Here is a 14,416-nt window from a genome sequence, read left to right as displayed (position 1 = left end):
ATGCAATGGCATTGCCCTTGTAGAGTCGAGCATGGCTCGACTCTACAAGGGCAGTCGAGCAGGCTCGACGTTACTTGGCGTTCTTCACGTAGGTATCGAACCAGTTCAGCATTTCCGACACCAGCTGCTCGTTCGATTCCAGCGCGGTGTACCAGTGCGGTTCGTTCGGCAGCATCACCAGGCGGGTGGTGCCGCCGTTGCCACGGATGGCCTGGTACAGCTTGCGCGACTGGAACGGCTCGGTGCCCGGGTTGGCATCGTCTTCGCCATGGACCAGCAGCAGCGGCAGCTTGATCTTGTCGGCGTAGAAGAACGGCGAGGCCTTCAGGTACACGTCCTGCGCCTGCCACACCGAGCGACGCTCGTTCTGGAAGCCGAACGGGGTGAACGTCTTGTTGTACGAACCGCTGGTCGCCACGCCGGCCTTGAACAGGTTGGTGTGGGCGATCAGGTTGGCGGTCATCAGGCCGCCATGACTGTGGCCGGTGACACCGATACGGTTGCGGTCGACCACACCCATGTCCACGGCCTTGTCCACCGCAGCCTTGGCGTCGGCCTCCAGCTGCTCCAGATAGGTGTCATAGGCGGTCTTCGGATCGCCGACGATCGGGAACGAAGCGTTGTCGATGATCGCGTAGCCGGCCAGCAGCATCAGACGGTACGGCTGCAGGCGGGTGAAGGTCTGCTGCGAACCCGAGACCTGCCCGGCCTGGGCCGCGTTGGCGAAGTCGGCCGGGTACGCGTACAGGATCGCCGGCACGCGCTGGCCTTCCTTGTAGCCCGGTGGGGTGTACAGGGTGAAGGACAGATCCACGCCGTCGGCGCGCTTGTAGGTCACCAGCTGCTTCTTGATCTGGCGCACTTCCGGGGTCGGGTCGACCAGCTTCGTCAGTGCAGTTGCCGTGGACGCGAACTGCGCCTCACCTTCCTTGGCGGCGGCAACCGCCTCGCCCTGCTGGCGCACGAACGCGTTCGGCGGGTCCATCACCGACTGGTGCCAGGTCAGGTAGCGGCCGGGGGTATTGCTGAAACCGAGGAACTGCTCATAGGCATCGGCATCGCTGCGGAACAGGCGCTCGCTCTTCAGCGAACCCAGGTCCAGGCGGTCCAGGAACGGGCGGTCGCCCTGCGGCGAAGCGCCCTGCCCGCGCAGGAACACGAAATTGCCTTCCTGGCGCACCACCGCTGCGCCGTTGGGCAGGCGCTTGAACACCAGGTTGCCCGGGTCGCCGTACAGCTCGTCGCTGGACATGTCCCACAGCAGGCGGCCTTCCTTCTTCGGCTGGTCGACATCGACGATGCGGGTCTGCACCCAGTGGCGGTTCTCATCGTTCTCGAACATGAAGGACACGGCCGGATCCGCCGACCAGGCCAGGCCTTCGAAACGCTGCGCGGTGCGGGCGATTTCCACCGGCTTGCCATTGAACGGGGCCTTCAGCATCAGCACGCGGTCGCGGTGCGGCACGGTCACCTTCCAGTCGCCCTTGTCCAGCGCTTCGGCATAGACCAGGGTGGCCGGATCGGTGGAACGCCAGTCGAAACCACGCGGGCCTTCCGGCACGCCGTGCACCGGCACGCGGTCGGCCAGCGGCAGGCTGGCGATGGCGGTGGTCTTGCCACTGGTGATGTCCAGCACCGCAACGTCGTTGGCGAAGCGCTGGTAGGTCACCGCGTGCGAGAACGGCGGCTTGATCGATTCGGTCAGCACGTGCACGCCATCGGGCGCGGCGCTGACGTCGTTGAAGATGGCGGCGCTGCCGACCGGGCGCACCTTGCCGCTGGTGGTGTCGACCACCGCCAGCTGCGAGGCGCCGTAGTAGGCGAACAGCTTCTCATCGTGCGCGCTGGTCAGCGTGTCACGCGCTTCATAAGTGCTGCTTTCGCCGCTGCTGCCCAGCGATTCCTGCGCATCCGGGCCGGTCGGCACGCCGCCGTCGGACGGGGCCGCGCCCTGGTTGGCCGGCACCAGCTTCACCAGCAGGTTCTGGCTGCCCCCCAGCCACTGCACGGTGCTGCCGAAGATCGGGTTGAGCTGCACGCCCGGCACCTGCTTGACCTGGCCGGTGGCTGCATCGCCCACCCACAACTGCACGCTGTTTTCCACCGCATTCTGGAACGCGAAGTGGCTGCCATCGGCCGACCACTGCGCCGCACCGGCGCAGCCCTGCGGCAGGTCGACCTGGGTGGTCTTGCCGCTGGCGATTTCCACCACGCTGAAATCGGCCACGCAGGCCGGAATGCCGTAGCCACCGGGGGTGTCATGGCGGCTGCGGTTCTTCGGCTCCAGGCGCACGCCGGCCAGCTTCAGGTAGGGCTGGGCCACACGGGCGATGGATGGATAGGTCTGTGCGGTGGTCAGCAGCAGGCGCTGCCCGCTCGGGTCGACGTTCGGTGCCGGCGGCGGCGGTGCCTTCAGCACCTTGAGCAGTTGTTCCGGCGGCTTTGCGTAATCTGCAAGGGCCGGGCCAGAGGCCAGCAGGCCGACGGTGGCAACGGCGATGGCCGCCGCCAGAGAAGTGCGTTGGATGAGCATCCGTGGTCCCCAGGGGTGTGATCGGGCACCCGCCAGGCAGCGGGCATCGGCCGAATCTAGCACCCCGGGGTAGGTTGTGAATGGGCCGGAAGCAATGCTCGCCGGGCCATGCCCGGCGGACGAAGGACAGGATTCACTGCTGCGCGTGCAGGTCCCACGTAGTCAGGTAATCGGGGTCCACCACGATCTCGCCACCGGAGCGCAACCGGTACTCGCCCGGTTCAGCCGGCAGGTACTGGTCCAACATGGGCGGCAGGTACCGCTCATGGCCATCGGCCTCGTCGGCCAGCACTACGCCTTCCTCGGCACTGATGCGCAGCACCGTACCCGAATACTGCTGCTGGTCCTGCATCTGGCCATCACCGCCGTAGCGGGTGATACCCACCAGCACCACCTTGCCGATCATCTGCTCTGCCTTGACATCATCCAGGGTCGGCAGCAGGGAATGGGATTCATCGTTCATGGGTGCACCTCCAAAGCCTGCAAGTACATCGTGGAAACGCTTGAAGGATGGCAGCTCTCGTACACCACGGCCATCCTGGCCGGTTCACGCTCCCCGGGGTCTGATGCTGCCACCGCAAGCGGCAGGGTGAAGTGAAGACTGCAGTAGAATCCGTTCATGCGCACTGTCCATGCCCTCCGCTACATCACCCCGCTCCGCGAAGGGGGTTCATTGCCCGCCGTGGTCGAGACCGACGACGACGGCATGGCCGTGCTCAAGTTCCGTGGCGCCGGCCAGGGCCCGAAGGCATTGATCGCCGAGCTGATCGCCGGCGAAATGGCCCGCGCGGTCGGCCTGCCGATTCCCGAAATCCTGTTCGTCGAGCTGGACAGTGAATTCGCCCGCACCGAACCGGACCCGGAGATCCAGGATCTGATCCGTGCCAGCGAAGGCCTGAACCTGGGCATGGACTACCTGCCCGGCGCGATCAACTACGACCCGGCAGCGATGCCGGTGGACGCCGATCTGGCCTCACGTATCGTCTGGTTCGATGCGTTCACCAGCAATGTCGACCGCACCACGCGCAATCCCAACCTGATGGTGTGGCACCGCAAGCTGTATCTGATCGACCATGGCGCGGCGATGTACTTCCATCACGACTGGGCCAACGCCGGCGACGCCTGCGAAAAGCCCTTCGTGCTGATCCGCGACCACGTGCTGCTGCCGTTTGCCAGCCGCATTGCCGAGGTGGATGCCGAGCTGGCCGCGCGCCTGCCCGATGCGGAAATCGAGCGCATCGTTGGCCTGGTGCCGGACAGCTGGCTGGTGGATGAGCCCGCCTTCGACAGTCCCCAAGCCTATCGGCAGGGCTACATCAACTACCTCAAGCACCGTCTGAAGGTGCGTGCGGTGTTCGTGCAGGAGGCCGTCCGTGCCCACGCTGCACACGTATGACTATGCGGTCATCCGCGTGGTGCCGCGGGTGGAGCGCGAAGAGTTCATCAACGTCGGGGTGATCGTCTCCTGCCCCGGCGCACGCCACCTGGAAGCAGCCATCGAGATCGATGCAGCGCGCCTGCAGACGTTCGCGCCCGCACTTGACCAGGAGGCACTGCAGCCGTGGCTGGATGCCATCGTGGCGATCTGTCGCGGCGATGCCAATGCAGGCCCGATCGCGCAGCTGCCTGCGCGTGCGCGCTTCCATTTCCTCACGGCCAAGCGCAGCTCGATCGTGCAGATGTCGAGCACGCACGTCGGCCGCACCGCCGACCCGGCCGGCGTGGTCGAGCACCTGATGACGAAGATGGTGCGGGTCCCGCGCTGAGGCGGCGCCTTGTATCAACGTCCGGCGCGTGTCCGGCGCCATGCGATGAACGCACAACTTCCGGCGGCGGCGATGAACAGCCCTCCCGCTGCCATCTGACCGTGCAGGTAACCCTGCGCGTACGCCACGCTGGAGCCACTGGCATCGATCAGCGGGGTGCCATTGAGGAGCACGTGCACGCCGCGCAGCAGGAACGCCAGGCTGCCGACCAGACACATCAGGGAAACGAATCGGTTCATGGTCCGATTCTGGGTTGCCAGCCGGCGTAGCGTCAACACGCCTGTACTGCGATCAGACCCGCTTACAGCGGCAATCGCCGCGCGATGTAATTGACCACGTTGCCGACCGCATCCGGATCAACGTTCGCCAGGCCGATGACCACATAGCCCTGCTCGGGCAGCACCACGATGGCACTGTTCGAACCCGGCGCCCCGCCCTCGTGCCCGTACTGGCGCTGGCTGCCCTGCCCCTGCACGACGAAGCCATAGCCATACCAGCCCTTGTGGTTCTGCGCGGTGGTGGCCGGCTGCAGCAGCGCCTGCGATACCAGCTTGCGGCTGCGCAGGGCCTCGCAGAACTTCAGCATGTCTGCGGCGGTGCTGTAACCACCACCAGCTGACATGCCGCGCCAGGGCAGCGTCTTCGTTTCGCGTACCCACCGCCCGTCCTTCCTGGTGTAGGCGACGGCACGGTGCGCAACGTCCTCCGTTTCCGGCTCGAACCCGGTGGCGGTCATTCCTGCCGGGCGCAGGATGTGCGCGTCCACGTAGTCGTAGTACGACTGCCCGGAAACGGCCTCGATGATGCGGCCAAGCACGATGAAGCCGTAGTTGGAGTAGGCATCCTGGCTGCCCGGCGTGAACTGCGGCGCATCCTTGGCGAAGCGCTGCACGTAGTCATCCAGCGTCTTCAGCGAGGCCGAGTACTGGTCGAAATCATCGCCGAAGAAATCACCCAGGCCGCTGGTGTGGGTCAACAGCTGGCGCACCGTCACGGCATCGGCAACGGCCTTGTTCGGATACTCCGGCAGGTGCTTGCCGATCGTATCGTCCAGGCTCACTTTGCCGGCCTGCACCAGCTGCAGGATGGCCACCGAGGTGAACATCTTGTTTGACGAGGCAAGACGGAACTGGGTCTGTGCATCGACCGCCTTGTTCGCGCTGCGGTCGGCCAGTCCACGGTGCCAGTCCAGCAGCACGCGCCCGTTCTGCGCGACCAGCACGCTACCCGACAGCGCATCCTCAGCGGCCAAGGCGTCCAGCTTTGCGCTGGCGTCGGCCATCAGCTGCGGCAAGGCGACGCGTGCAGGCTGGTACTTTTCCGGCGTAGGCGTGCCTTCCAGCTGGAACAGCTTCAGATGTGCCGGATGGGCCGGATCCAGCTCCGCGGTCACCAGCATCGCACGCTCGGTCTGCTGCGCCAGCACCAGCAGCTTCACCTGCAGTGGCGTGCTCTCACGCACTTCCAGCAGCTTCAGTGCACCGGTGGACTCGCGGAACTCCAGGTAATCCTGCGGGGTGCTGCCTTCCTTCTTGGCGTAGCGGCTGGCGAAGGCCTGTAGTCCTTCAAGACTGCTGTCATTGAACGCGGCGAGCCAGTCATCGGCGGCGCGTCGTGCATCAGGAGCGGGCGGCGCAGCATGCGCGGCGCCCATGCACATCAGCATCAACAAGGCCCAAAGCAATGGGCGGGCGGAAAGACAGCGCACGAACATGGCGATTCCTTCGCAGACGAGGCGTTCGGCCATCCTAGCCCAACGCCAGCCCGGCGAGGGTGGCGTTGGGGTGTCGCCCCCCCCCATCATTTCGGCAACGCGTACGCCATCACGTAATCGCCTTTCGGCGTTTCCATGAAATGATGTCCAGCCGCGACGATCACCACGTACTGGCGGCCGTCCTGCTCGTACACCATCGGGTTGGCCTGGCCACCGGCCGGCAGCTTGACGTGCCACAGCTCCTTGCCGGTCTTCAGGTCGATCGCGCGCAGCAGGTCGTCGGTGGCGGCGGCAATGAAGATCAGGCCGCTGGCGGTCACCACCGCGCCACCGTTGTTGGGCGTGCCAATCTCGATTGGCAGGCCGGAACGGATGCCGAACGGCCCATTGCCGCGGGCACTGCCGAACGGGCGGTCCCACAGCAGCTTGCCGGTGCGCAGGTCGACCGCGCGGATGCCGCCGTAGGGCGGCTGCTTGCACAGCAGGCCGGTGAACGGCAGGCGCCAGCCAGCATTGACGTCGATGGCGTACGGCGTGCCCACCTGCGGGTCACCCGCACCTTCGGCACCGCCCTTGTCGGTGCGGATGTCCTCGCGCGGCAACCAGCCCTTGCGGTCGGCTTCGGCGCGCGGCACCAGCCGGTTGTAGTTGGGCATGTCGTTGTAGTTGGCCACGATCACGCCGCGACGCGTATCGATGGCTACGCTGCCCCAGTCCGAGCCGCCGTTGTAGCCGGGGTATTCAATCGAATGGTGGTCGGCGCTCGGTGGCGTGTAGAAGCCTTCGTAATGCGCCTTGCGAAACTGGATGCGGCACACCAGCTGGTCAATCGGAGTGATGCCCCACATGTCCTGCTCGGTCAGGTCATGTTCGCGGCGCAGCGTGTGGTACAGCGAGAACAGCTGCGTGGGCGAGCGCTGCTCCGGCTCCGCACCACCACCGGGCACCTTGCGCTCTTCGGCCGGGGTCAGCAGCTGGCCGGTGCGGCGGTCGAGGATGTACATGTCGCCCTGCTTGGTCGGCAGCAGGATGGCCGGCACCTTGCCCTGCGCGGTCGGGTAGTCGATCAGGCTCGCCTGCGAGCCCATGTCGTAGTCCCAGACATCCTTGCGCACGGCCTGGAAATGCCAGGCCGGCTTGCCGGTGGTCACGTCGATGGCCACCAGCGAGGTCGCGTACTTGTTCTGGTTCTCGGTGCGCGAGCCGCTCCAGTAATCGCCCGCGGAATTGCCCATCGGCAGGTAGACCAGGCCCAGCTTTTCATCGCCGGTGGCGGTGGTCCACATGTTCGGCGTACCGCGCGTGTATTCCTTGCCCTGTGCGGGCAGGCCGGTCAGTTCCGGCTGGTCCATGTCCCAGGCCCAGCGCAGCTTGCCGGTCACCGCGTCGTAGGCCTGGATGACGCCCGAGGGTGCGTCACGGCGCTGGCCGTCCAGCACCTGGTGGCCGGTGACGATGACGCCGCGCACGATGGCCGGCGGCGAGGTGATGGAGACATAGCCCGGCGGCGTCGAGCCCATGCCCAGGGTGATGTCGACCTGGCCGTTGTTGCCGAAGTTGGCGCAGGGCTTTCCGCTGTCCGCGTCCACCGCGATGATGCGGCCGTCCAGGGTGCCTTCGATGATGCGCGCGGTGCAGGCCGGGCGGTTGCCGGGCACGCTGGCCGCGCCCGGGGTCGGCGGCGGCGCAGGCAGTGCCAGGTCGGCGGCCGCATCAGCCAGCGCGGCATCGACCACGGCGGCGCCACTGGGCTGCTCGTAATAGGACACGCCGCGGCACGCTGCGGTATAGGGAATCGAAGCATCCTTCACCTTCGGATTGAAGCGCCAGATCTCCTTGCCAGTGCTGGCGTCGAGGGCGATCAGCTGGTTGCGCGCGGTGCACAGGTACAGGCGGTTGCCGATCTTCAGCGGCGTGGTTTCCGCGCCCCAGCGGTTTTCCGGCAGGTCACCGGTGCGGAACTGCCAGGCCGGCTGCAGCGTGGCCACGTTCTCCGGGGTGATCTGCTGCAGCGGCGAGAACCGCGTCGCGGCGTTGTTGCGGCCCCACGCAGCCCAGTCACCGTCGGCGGGACGGTCGGAGGGCTGCAGGCCCGTGGTGTCCTCGGTGGGATCGATGCCGGTCGATGCCGCCGCATCGGGGAACGGCTGGTCGCCGCGCACTTCACCATGCGGCACGAAGGCCAGCGCGAAGGCCGCCACGAAGACCAGCATCAAGACCGCCGCAACACCGCGTGATGCGCGACGCGAGAAAGGCTGCTGCAGCGTCGGCGCCAGCAGCGCCATCACGATCGCCAGCGCGGTCACCAGGCCCAACCGTGGCACCCACCGCCAGTAGGTGCTGCCCGATTCCCACCACGTCCATAGCAGGGTGCCGACGAAGATGAGCGCGAACAGCAGCGCAGCGCTGCGGCGATTGCCCCACAGGAGCACGCCGCTGACCAGCATGGCGATGCCGGCGATGGCGTAGTACCAGGAACCGCCCAGCGTGAGCAGCCAGACGCCCAGGCCGCCGAGGACCGCGCCGAGCAGGATCAGCAACAGGGAGAGAACGGTGGCCACCGGGTGCCGACGACGCGGCGGGAGGGTCTGGCAATCGGGAGGGACAGCAGCGGGGGCGGCGGGCATTTCAGGCTCCAGTGCGCGACCGGGTGGTCGGTTGGACGGGGGGCTTCACTGCGGACGGCACCGTCCGCTGGTTCACCCACCGTTATCCGCCCCTGCCTGTGAAATGAATGCGTTCTTTGCCCGCAGATACGACGACGCCGGCACAAGGCCGGCGTCGTCGGGTACCTCTCATCGCGGCAGGATCACTCCTGCGCGGCGTCCTCGCTGCTGGCAGCAGCCGGTGCGCCGTCGGTCGCGGCCGGGGCGGCGGCAGCCACCTCGAATGAGGAGCAGTGCGTTCGAGTAGGTCTTTTGCTTTCCACAGTATTGCTTCCGCCATTACTACCAACGAGGTGCCCCAGCCGGCCTGAGGTGTGCTCCTTTTCATAGAAGCGGCATCTACGGACCGTGCAGTGAATGCAAGGCGGACTTGCCTTACCGCACCCAGCCCTCTCGGATAGCGCGTGAACGTTATTGACGGGATCCATCATTCCGCATGAAATGCAACTCTAAAAGGAGCTAACTTCAACAAGGGGAAGTGAGTGGAAATGCCAACCAGCGCTTTTTTTTCAACACCACAGTGGCAAAGCAGACTCATCCAAGCACAAAGAGCTGCAGACGAGAAGATAGCCTCAAACTTGAAACCCGAAGGATTTGGAAATATCCTCAACGAAGTATTCGAAATCATTATCAATTCCGCGACCTTCATTGACGAAAATTGCGAATTCAACATCGAGGCAGTCGGAAAGAGCATGGAAAGAGAGGCAATCGGCCTCATATCAAGCTCTACCACCGATGAAGCAGAGCGCAGCGCACTTGCATTCTTTGCATTTTCATACAGATTAATAAGCGAAGCTGATATTCAAGGCTTAGGAAAAAGGGTCAGCGAAATTCAGGCAATCCACGAATTCGTTGACGCTACCCTCGAGTCCTACACACCAGGCATCAGAAGGCAACTGTCTTTTGCACTTTACTCGATGCCCGTGCGAATTATTAAGCGACTGATCGCCGACCCGTCAATTGTAGATTTTAGAAATTTTGCAAACTCAGTAAAACAATCAAGAATCCACAAGAAGAACTGGGATGATGAATATTCGAAGCACACCGAAAAATTGGATGCTCTATCGAAGAATATTAAAAACCTAGCTTCAGAGTACAACTTCGTCGGCTTGGTCAACGGATTCAAGAATCTTAGATCTCAGAAAAATCGCGAACTCAAATGGCCGTTCGCTACACTGATCACACTAGGACTCTTGATAATCGCAACGCCACTTGCACAGTTTATATTCGTCACCAGCCACATTGAAACAATTGACGGCAGCCGTACAGCGCTTCTTTACACCATCCCATCATTAGTCGCGGCAGAGCTCTTTGCCCTTTACTTCTTCCGAGTCGTACTACTGCAGTTTAGGTCGGTCAAAGCCCAGCTCTTGCAACTGGACTTAAGAATTGCTCTCTGTCAATTCATTGAAGGATATTCGGAGTATGCAAAGTCCATACGAAAGAGCGATGGCGAAGCGCTTTCTAGATTTGAGGCGCTAATTTTCAGCGGTTTGGTGACTGATGAAACGAACCTGCCGTCAACCTTTGATGGACTCGATCAGATCGCCAATATTGTTAAGAGCATTCGCAGCAACTGAGCTAGATACGACGACGCCGGCACAAGGCCGGCGTCGTCGGGTACCTCTCATCGCGGCAGGATCACTCCTGCGCGGCGTCCTCGCTGCTGGCAGCAGCCGGTGCGCCGTCGGTCGCGGCCGGGGCGGCGGCAGCCACCTCGTCCTCGTCCTCGTCGATCGAGGCATCCATGCGCTCCACCGCCTGCAGCTTCTCGTCCTTGGACAGACGGATCAGGGTGACGCCCTGGGTGTTGCGTCCGACGCGGCTGATTTCAGAGCCCCGGGTACGCACCAGGGTGCCGCCGTCGGAGATCAGCAGGACCTCGTCATCCGAGCCCATCAGGACCGCGGCGACCAGCTTGCCGTTGCGCTCGGTGGTCTGGATGCCGATCACGCCCTGGGTACCACGCCCCTTGCGCGGGTAGTCCGGCAGCGGGGTGCGCTTGCCGTAGCCGTTCTCGGTGGCGGTGAGGATGTAACGCAGGCTGGCGTCATCGGCGCCGTCGATCACCGCATCGCCAGTGGCTGCGGTTTCCTCGACACCGTTGTCGTCCTCGTTCTCGTCCTCGCTGCCGCCGGCACTCTCGGCCACGATCAGGCTGACCACTTCCTCGCCGGCCGGCATCTTGATGCCGCGCACGCCGGTGGCGGTACGGCCCATCGAGCGGACCTTGTCCTCGCCGAAGCGAACGGTCTTGCCGTTGGAGGCGAACAGCAGGATGTCACGCTCGCCATCGGTCAGGCCGACACCGACCAGGGCATCGCCCTCGTCCAGGTTGATCGCGATCTTGCCGCGGGCCAGGCGGAACGCGAACTCGCTCAGCGGGGTCTTCTTGACCGTACCGTTCTTCGTGGCGAAGAACACGAACTGACCATCTGCGTACTCGCGCACCGGCAACACGGCCTGCACGCGTTCGCCCGGCTCCAGCGGGATCCAGTTGATGATCGGCCGGCCACGGGCGTTGGAACCGGCTTCTGGCAGCTGGTACACCGGCAGCCAGAACACCTTGCCCGAACTGGTGAAGGTCAGCAGCGTATCGTGCGTGTTGACCAGCCACAGCTGTTCAATGAAATCCTCTTCCTTGGTCGCCGCTGCACTGCGGCCACGGCCACCGCGGCGCTGCGCGCGGTACACGCTCACCGGCTGGCGTTTCACGTAACCGGCGTGGGACACGGTGACCACCACGTCTTCCGGCGCGATCAGGTCGAGGATGTCCAGGTCTTCTTCGCTGTGGCGGATCTCGGTGCGACGCTCGTCGCCGAACTCCGCCTTGACGTTGACCAGTTCCTCGCGGATGACCTGGCGCAGGCGGTCGGGATCTTCCAGGATGTGGATCAGCCCGGCGATTACTTCCAGCAGCTGCTTGTACTCGTCGGTCAGGCGGTCCTGCTCCAGCCCGGTCAGGCGGTGCAGGCGCATTTCCAGGATCTGGGTCGCCTGGATCTCGGTCAGCTGGTAGCCGCCCTCGATCAGGCCCACGCCCTTGGGCAGGTCTTCCGGACGCGAGGCTTCGGCACCGGCGGCGCCGAGCATCGAACCGACCAGCCCCGGCTCCCACAGGCGGGCGAGCATGCGTTCGCGCGCTTCATTGGGGTTCGGCGAGGTCTTGATCAGTTCGATCATCTCGTCGATGTTGGCCAGCGCGACGGTCAGGCCTTCCAGCACGTGGGCACGGGCGCGCGCCTTGCGCAGCTCGAACACGGTGCGGCGGGTAACCACTTCGCGACGGTGGCGGACGAAGGCCTCGAGCATCTGCTTGAGGTTCATCAACTGCGGGCGGCCATCGACCAGCGCCACCATGTTGATGCCGAACACCGATTCCATCTGCGTCTGCTGGTACAGGTTGTTCAGCACAACCTCGGCAGATTCACCGCGCTTGATCTCGATGTAGATGCGCATGCCGTCCTTGTCGGACTCATCGCGCAGCTCGCTGATGCCTTCGATCTTCTTTTCCTTGACCAGCTCGGCGATCTTTTCGATCAGACGCGCCTTGTTCACCTGGTAAGGAATTTCAGTGACGATGATCGATTCGCGCCCGTTGTCGGCCACTTCGATATCGGCACGGGCACGGATGCGCACGCGGCCACGGCCGGTGCGGTAGCCGGCGACGATGCCGGCGGTGCCGTTGATGATGCCGGCGGTGGGGAAATCGGGGCCCGGGATGTACTCCATCAGGCCGTCGACATCAATTTCCGGATTGTCGATCAGCGCGATGCAGGCGTTGATCGACTCGCTCAGGTTGTGCGGCGGGATGTTGGTGGCCATGCCCACCGCGATGCCGGCCGAACCATTGACCAGCAGGTTCGGGAACCGGGTCGGCATGACCGTCGGCTCCAGTTCCTTTTCATCGTAGTTGGGCTGGAAATCGACGGTTTCCTTGTCGATGTCGGCCATCAGCTCGTGCGCAAGGCGCGACATGCGCGCTTCGGTGTATCGCATGGCCGCAGCGGAGTCGCCGTCGATCGAGCCGAAGTTACCTTGGCCATCGACCAGCATGTAACGCAGCGAGAACGGCTGTGCCAGACGCACCAGCGTGTCGTACACCGACTGGTCGCCATGCGGGTGGTACTTACCGATGACGTCACCGACGATACGCGCCGACTTGAAGTAGGGCTTGTTGCTGTGCGCGTTCAACTCGTTCATCGCGAACAGCACGCGGCGATGCACCGGCTTGAGGCCGTCGCGCGCATCCGGGAGCGCGCGGCCCACGATCACGCTCATGGCGTAATCGAGGTAGCTCTTGCGCATCTCGTCTTCCAGGTTGACCTGGATGATTTCCTTGGCGGTTTCTGCCATTCGGGTTCCGTTGTCTGGTAGCGGTCCAGTCCGGCGCAGCCCTCTGCGGGAGGGGGTCGTGCCGGAACCTCGATTCAACCTGTGGATACTACCACAACAGGCCGTTTTCCGCTTCCCTTTACCGGGATTTTACCGGCACAAATCAGGAACTTAGGGGGTTCAGCAGCCCCTCTAGAGCCGAGCCCACGCTCGGCTGCGCCAATACAGTAGATCCACGCCATGCGTGGATCGGGCGAACAAGGGGTCAGAGCCCTTTCCTGCGGCAAGGGCTCCGACCCCGCACCTGCGTCAACCGCCGAAGGCGGCGCGCATGTTCTCCGGGGTCGGATTCAGGATGACCCCGCGCTCGGTCACGATGGCGTCGATCAGTTCACCCGGGGTGACGTCGAACACCGGGTTCCAGGCAGCAATGCCCTCGGCCACGGTGCGGGTGCCGCCCACGCCGTACAGCTCGCCCGGGTCACGCTGCTCGATCTCGATCTGGCTGCCGTCCACGGTGTCCATGTCCACCGTCGAGGACGGGGCCACGACCATGAACTTCACTCCATGGTGGCGGGCGGCAATCGCCAGCTGGTAGGTACCGATCTTGTTGGCGGTATCGCCGTTGGCGCAGATGCGGTCGGCACCGACGATCACCCACTGCACCGCCCCGGTCTTCATCAGGTGCGAGGCGGCGGAATCGGCGATCAGGGTGGCATCGATGCCGTCCTGCTGCAGTTCCCACACGGTCAGGCGCGCCCCCTGCAGCCACGGCCGGGTCTCACCGGCAAACACGCGGGCAATGCGGTGCTGGGCCATGCCGGCGCGGATCACGCCCAGCGCGGTGCCAAAGCCGGCCGTAGCCAGCGAACCGGTGTTGCAGTGGGTCAGCACACCACTGCCGGCGTCGATCAGACCGGCACCCAGTGCGCCCATGTGACGGTTGGCGGCCAGGTCTTCCTCGGCGATGGCCTGGGCCTCGGCCTCCAGCAGCGCCTTCCAGTCGGCGCCAGCGGCGGCCAGGCAACGGCGCATGCGGGCCAGCGCCCAGGCCAGGTTCACCGCGGTCGGGCGCGAGGCGTTCAGGCGCTGCAGCGCCGGTTCCAGCTGCTGCAGGGCGTGCGTGCCATCGATGGCCTGCACGTCGCGCGCGGCCAGCACCACGCCCCAGGCGGCCGCAATACCGATGGCCGGCGCACCGCGCACGGTCAGCGCGTGGATGGCGGCGGCGACATCGTCGCTGTCATGGCAGACCACGTGTTCAACCACGAACGGCAGCTTGCGCTGGTCGAGCAGTTGCAGGGCATCGCCGGTCCACAGGATCGGGCGGATGTGGTCGTAGCGGGCGTAGTCGAGGTCGGTGGCAGTGTTCATGGGCCCATTGTAGGGCCACGCTCGGCGC

The 14,416-nt window shown here is 64.5% G+C and carries 10 protein-coding genes; 3 read left to right on the top strand and 7 right to left on the bottom strand.

The genetic code is table 11. The annotated features are described in order from the left end of the window. Window positions 1-70 precede the first annotated feature (70 nt). On the bottom strand, window positions 71-2,533 hold the full coding sequence (locus tag VER16_RS02690; protein ID WP_324805331.1) for a S9 family peptidase: 2,463 nt from the start codon (window positions 2,531-2,533) through the stop codon (window positions 71-73). Between the two features lie 133 nt (window positions 2,534-2,666). Next, window positions 2,667-2,996, bottom strand: a complete 330-nt coding sequence (locus VER16_RS02685) for a hypothetical protein (protein WP_324805330.1) — start codon at window positions 2,994-2,996, stop codon at window positions 2,667-2,669. Window positions 2,997-3,152: 156 nt separating this feature from the next. Here VER16_RS02685 and VER16_RS02680 point away from each other — a divergent pair, with 156 nt between their 5' ends. Both VER16_RS02680 and VER16_RS02675 read left to right on the top strand, forming a co-directional pair. Then, window positions 3,153-3,929: a HipA family kinase gene (locus tag VER16_RS02680; protein WP_324805329.1), complete on the top strand. Its 777-nt coding sequence runs from the start codon at window positions 3,153-3,155 to the stop codon at window positions 3,927-3,929. Then, on the top strand, window positions 3,907-4,299 hold the full coding sequence (locus VER16_RS02675; RefSeq protein WP_324805328.1) for a DUF3037 domain-containing protein: 393 nt from the start codon (window positions 3,907-3,909) through the stop codon (window positions 4,297-4,299). The genes VER16_RS02680 and VER16_RS02675 overlap by 23 nt, the downstream gene beginning before the upstream one ends. 14 nt (window positions 4,300-4,313) lie before the next feature. On the opposite strand, the gene VER16_RS02670 is transcribed toward VER16_RS02675, so the two are convergent. From VER16_RS02670 to VER16_RS02660, 3 genes are all read right to left on the bottom strand, one after another. Continuing rightward, on the bottom strand, window positions 4,314-4,538 hold the full coding sequence (locus tag VER16_RS02670) for a hypothetical protein (RefSeq protein ID WP_324805327.1): 225 nt from the start codon (window positions 4,536-4,538) through the stop codon (window positions 4,314-4,316). A gap of 62 nt (window positions 4,539-4,600) precedes the next feature. Continuing rightward, the gene (locus VER16_RS02665; protein WP_324805326.1) at window positions 4,601-5,953 is read right to left on the bottom strand and encodes a serine hydrolase domain-containing protein; all 1,353 of its coding nucleotides are present in this window, start codon (window positions 5,951-5,953) and stop codon (window positions 4,601-4,603) included. Between the two features lie 146 nt (window positions 5,954-6,099). After that, window positions 6,100-8,640: a membrane-bound PQQ-dependent dehydrogenase, glucose/quinate/shikimate family gene (locus VER16_RS02660; protein ID WP_324805325.1), complete on the bottom strand. Its 2,541-nt coding sequence runs from the start codon at window positions 8,638-8,640 to the stop codon at window positions 6,100-6,102. Window positions 8,641-9,161: 521 nt separating this feature from the next. On the opposite strand from VER16_RS02660, the gene VER16_RS02655 reads away from it, so the two are divergent. Then, entirely contained in the window at window positions 9,162-10,259 is a 1,098-nt protein-coding gene (locus VER16_RS02655; protein ID WP_324805324.1) for a hypothetical protein, read from the top strand. Window positions 10,260-10,320: 61 nt separating this feature from the next. Here the strand turns inward: VER16_RS02655 and gyrA are convergent, their stop codons facing one another. Then, window positions 10,321-13,035: a DNA gyrase subunit A gene (gyrA, locus tag VER16_RS02650; RefSeq protein WP_324805323.1), complete on the bottom strand. Its 2,715-nt coding sequence runs from the start codon at window positions 13,033-13,035 to the stop codon at window positions 10,321-10,323. Between the two features lie 288 nt (window positions 13,036-13,323). Further along, on the bottom strand, window positions 13,324-14,388 hold the full coding sequence (gene mtnA, locus VER16_RS02645) for an S-methyl-5-thioribose-1-phosphate isomerase (protein WP_324805322.1): 1,065 nt from the start codon (window positions 14,386-14,388) through the stop codon (window positions 13,324-13,326). Window positions 14,389-14,416 lie beyond the last annotated feature (28 nt).

The sequence above is a fragment of the Stenotrophomonas sp. genome (assembly GCF_035634915.1).
Taxonomy (GTDB): domain Bacteria; phylum Pseudomonadota; class Gammaproteobacteria; order Xanthomonadales; family Xanthomonadaceae; genus Stenotrophomonas.
The sequence above is the reverse complement of the archived record's forward strand: the minus strand, read 5'-3'. Positions and strand labels throughout refer to the sequence as shown.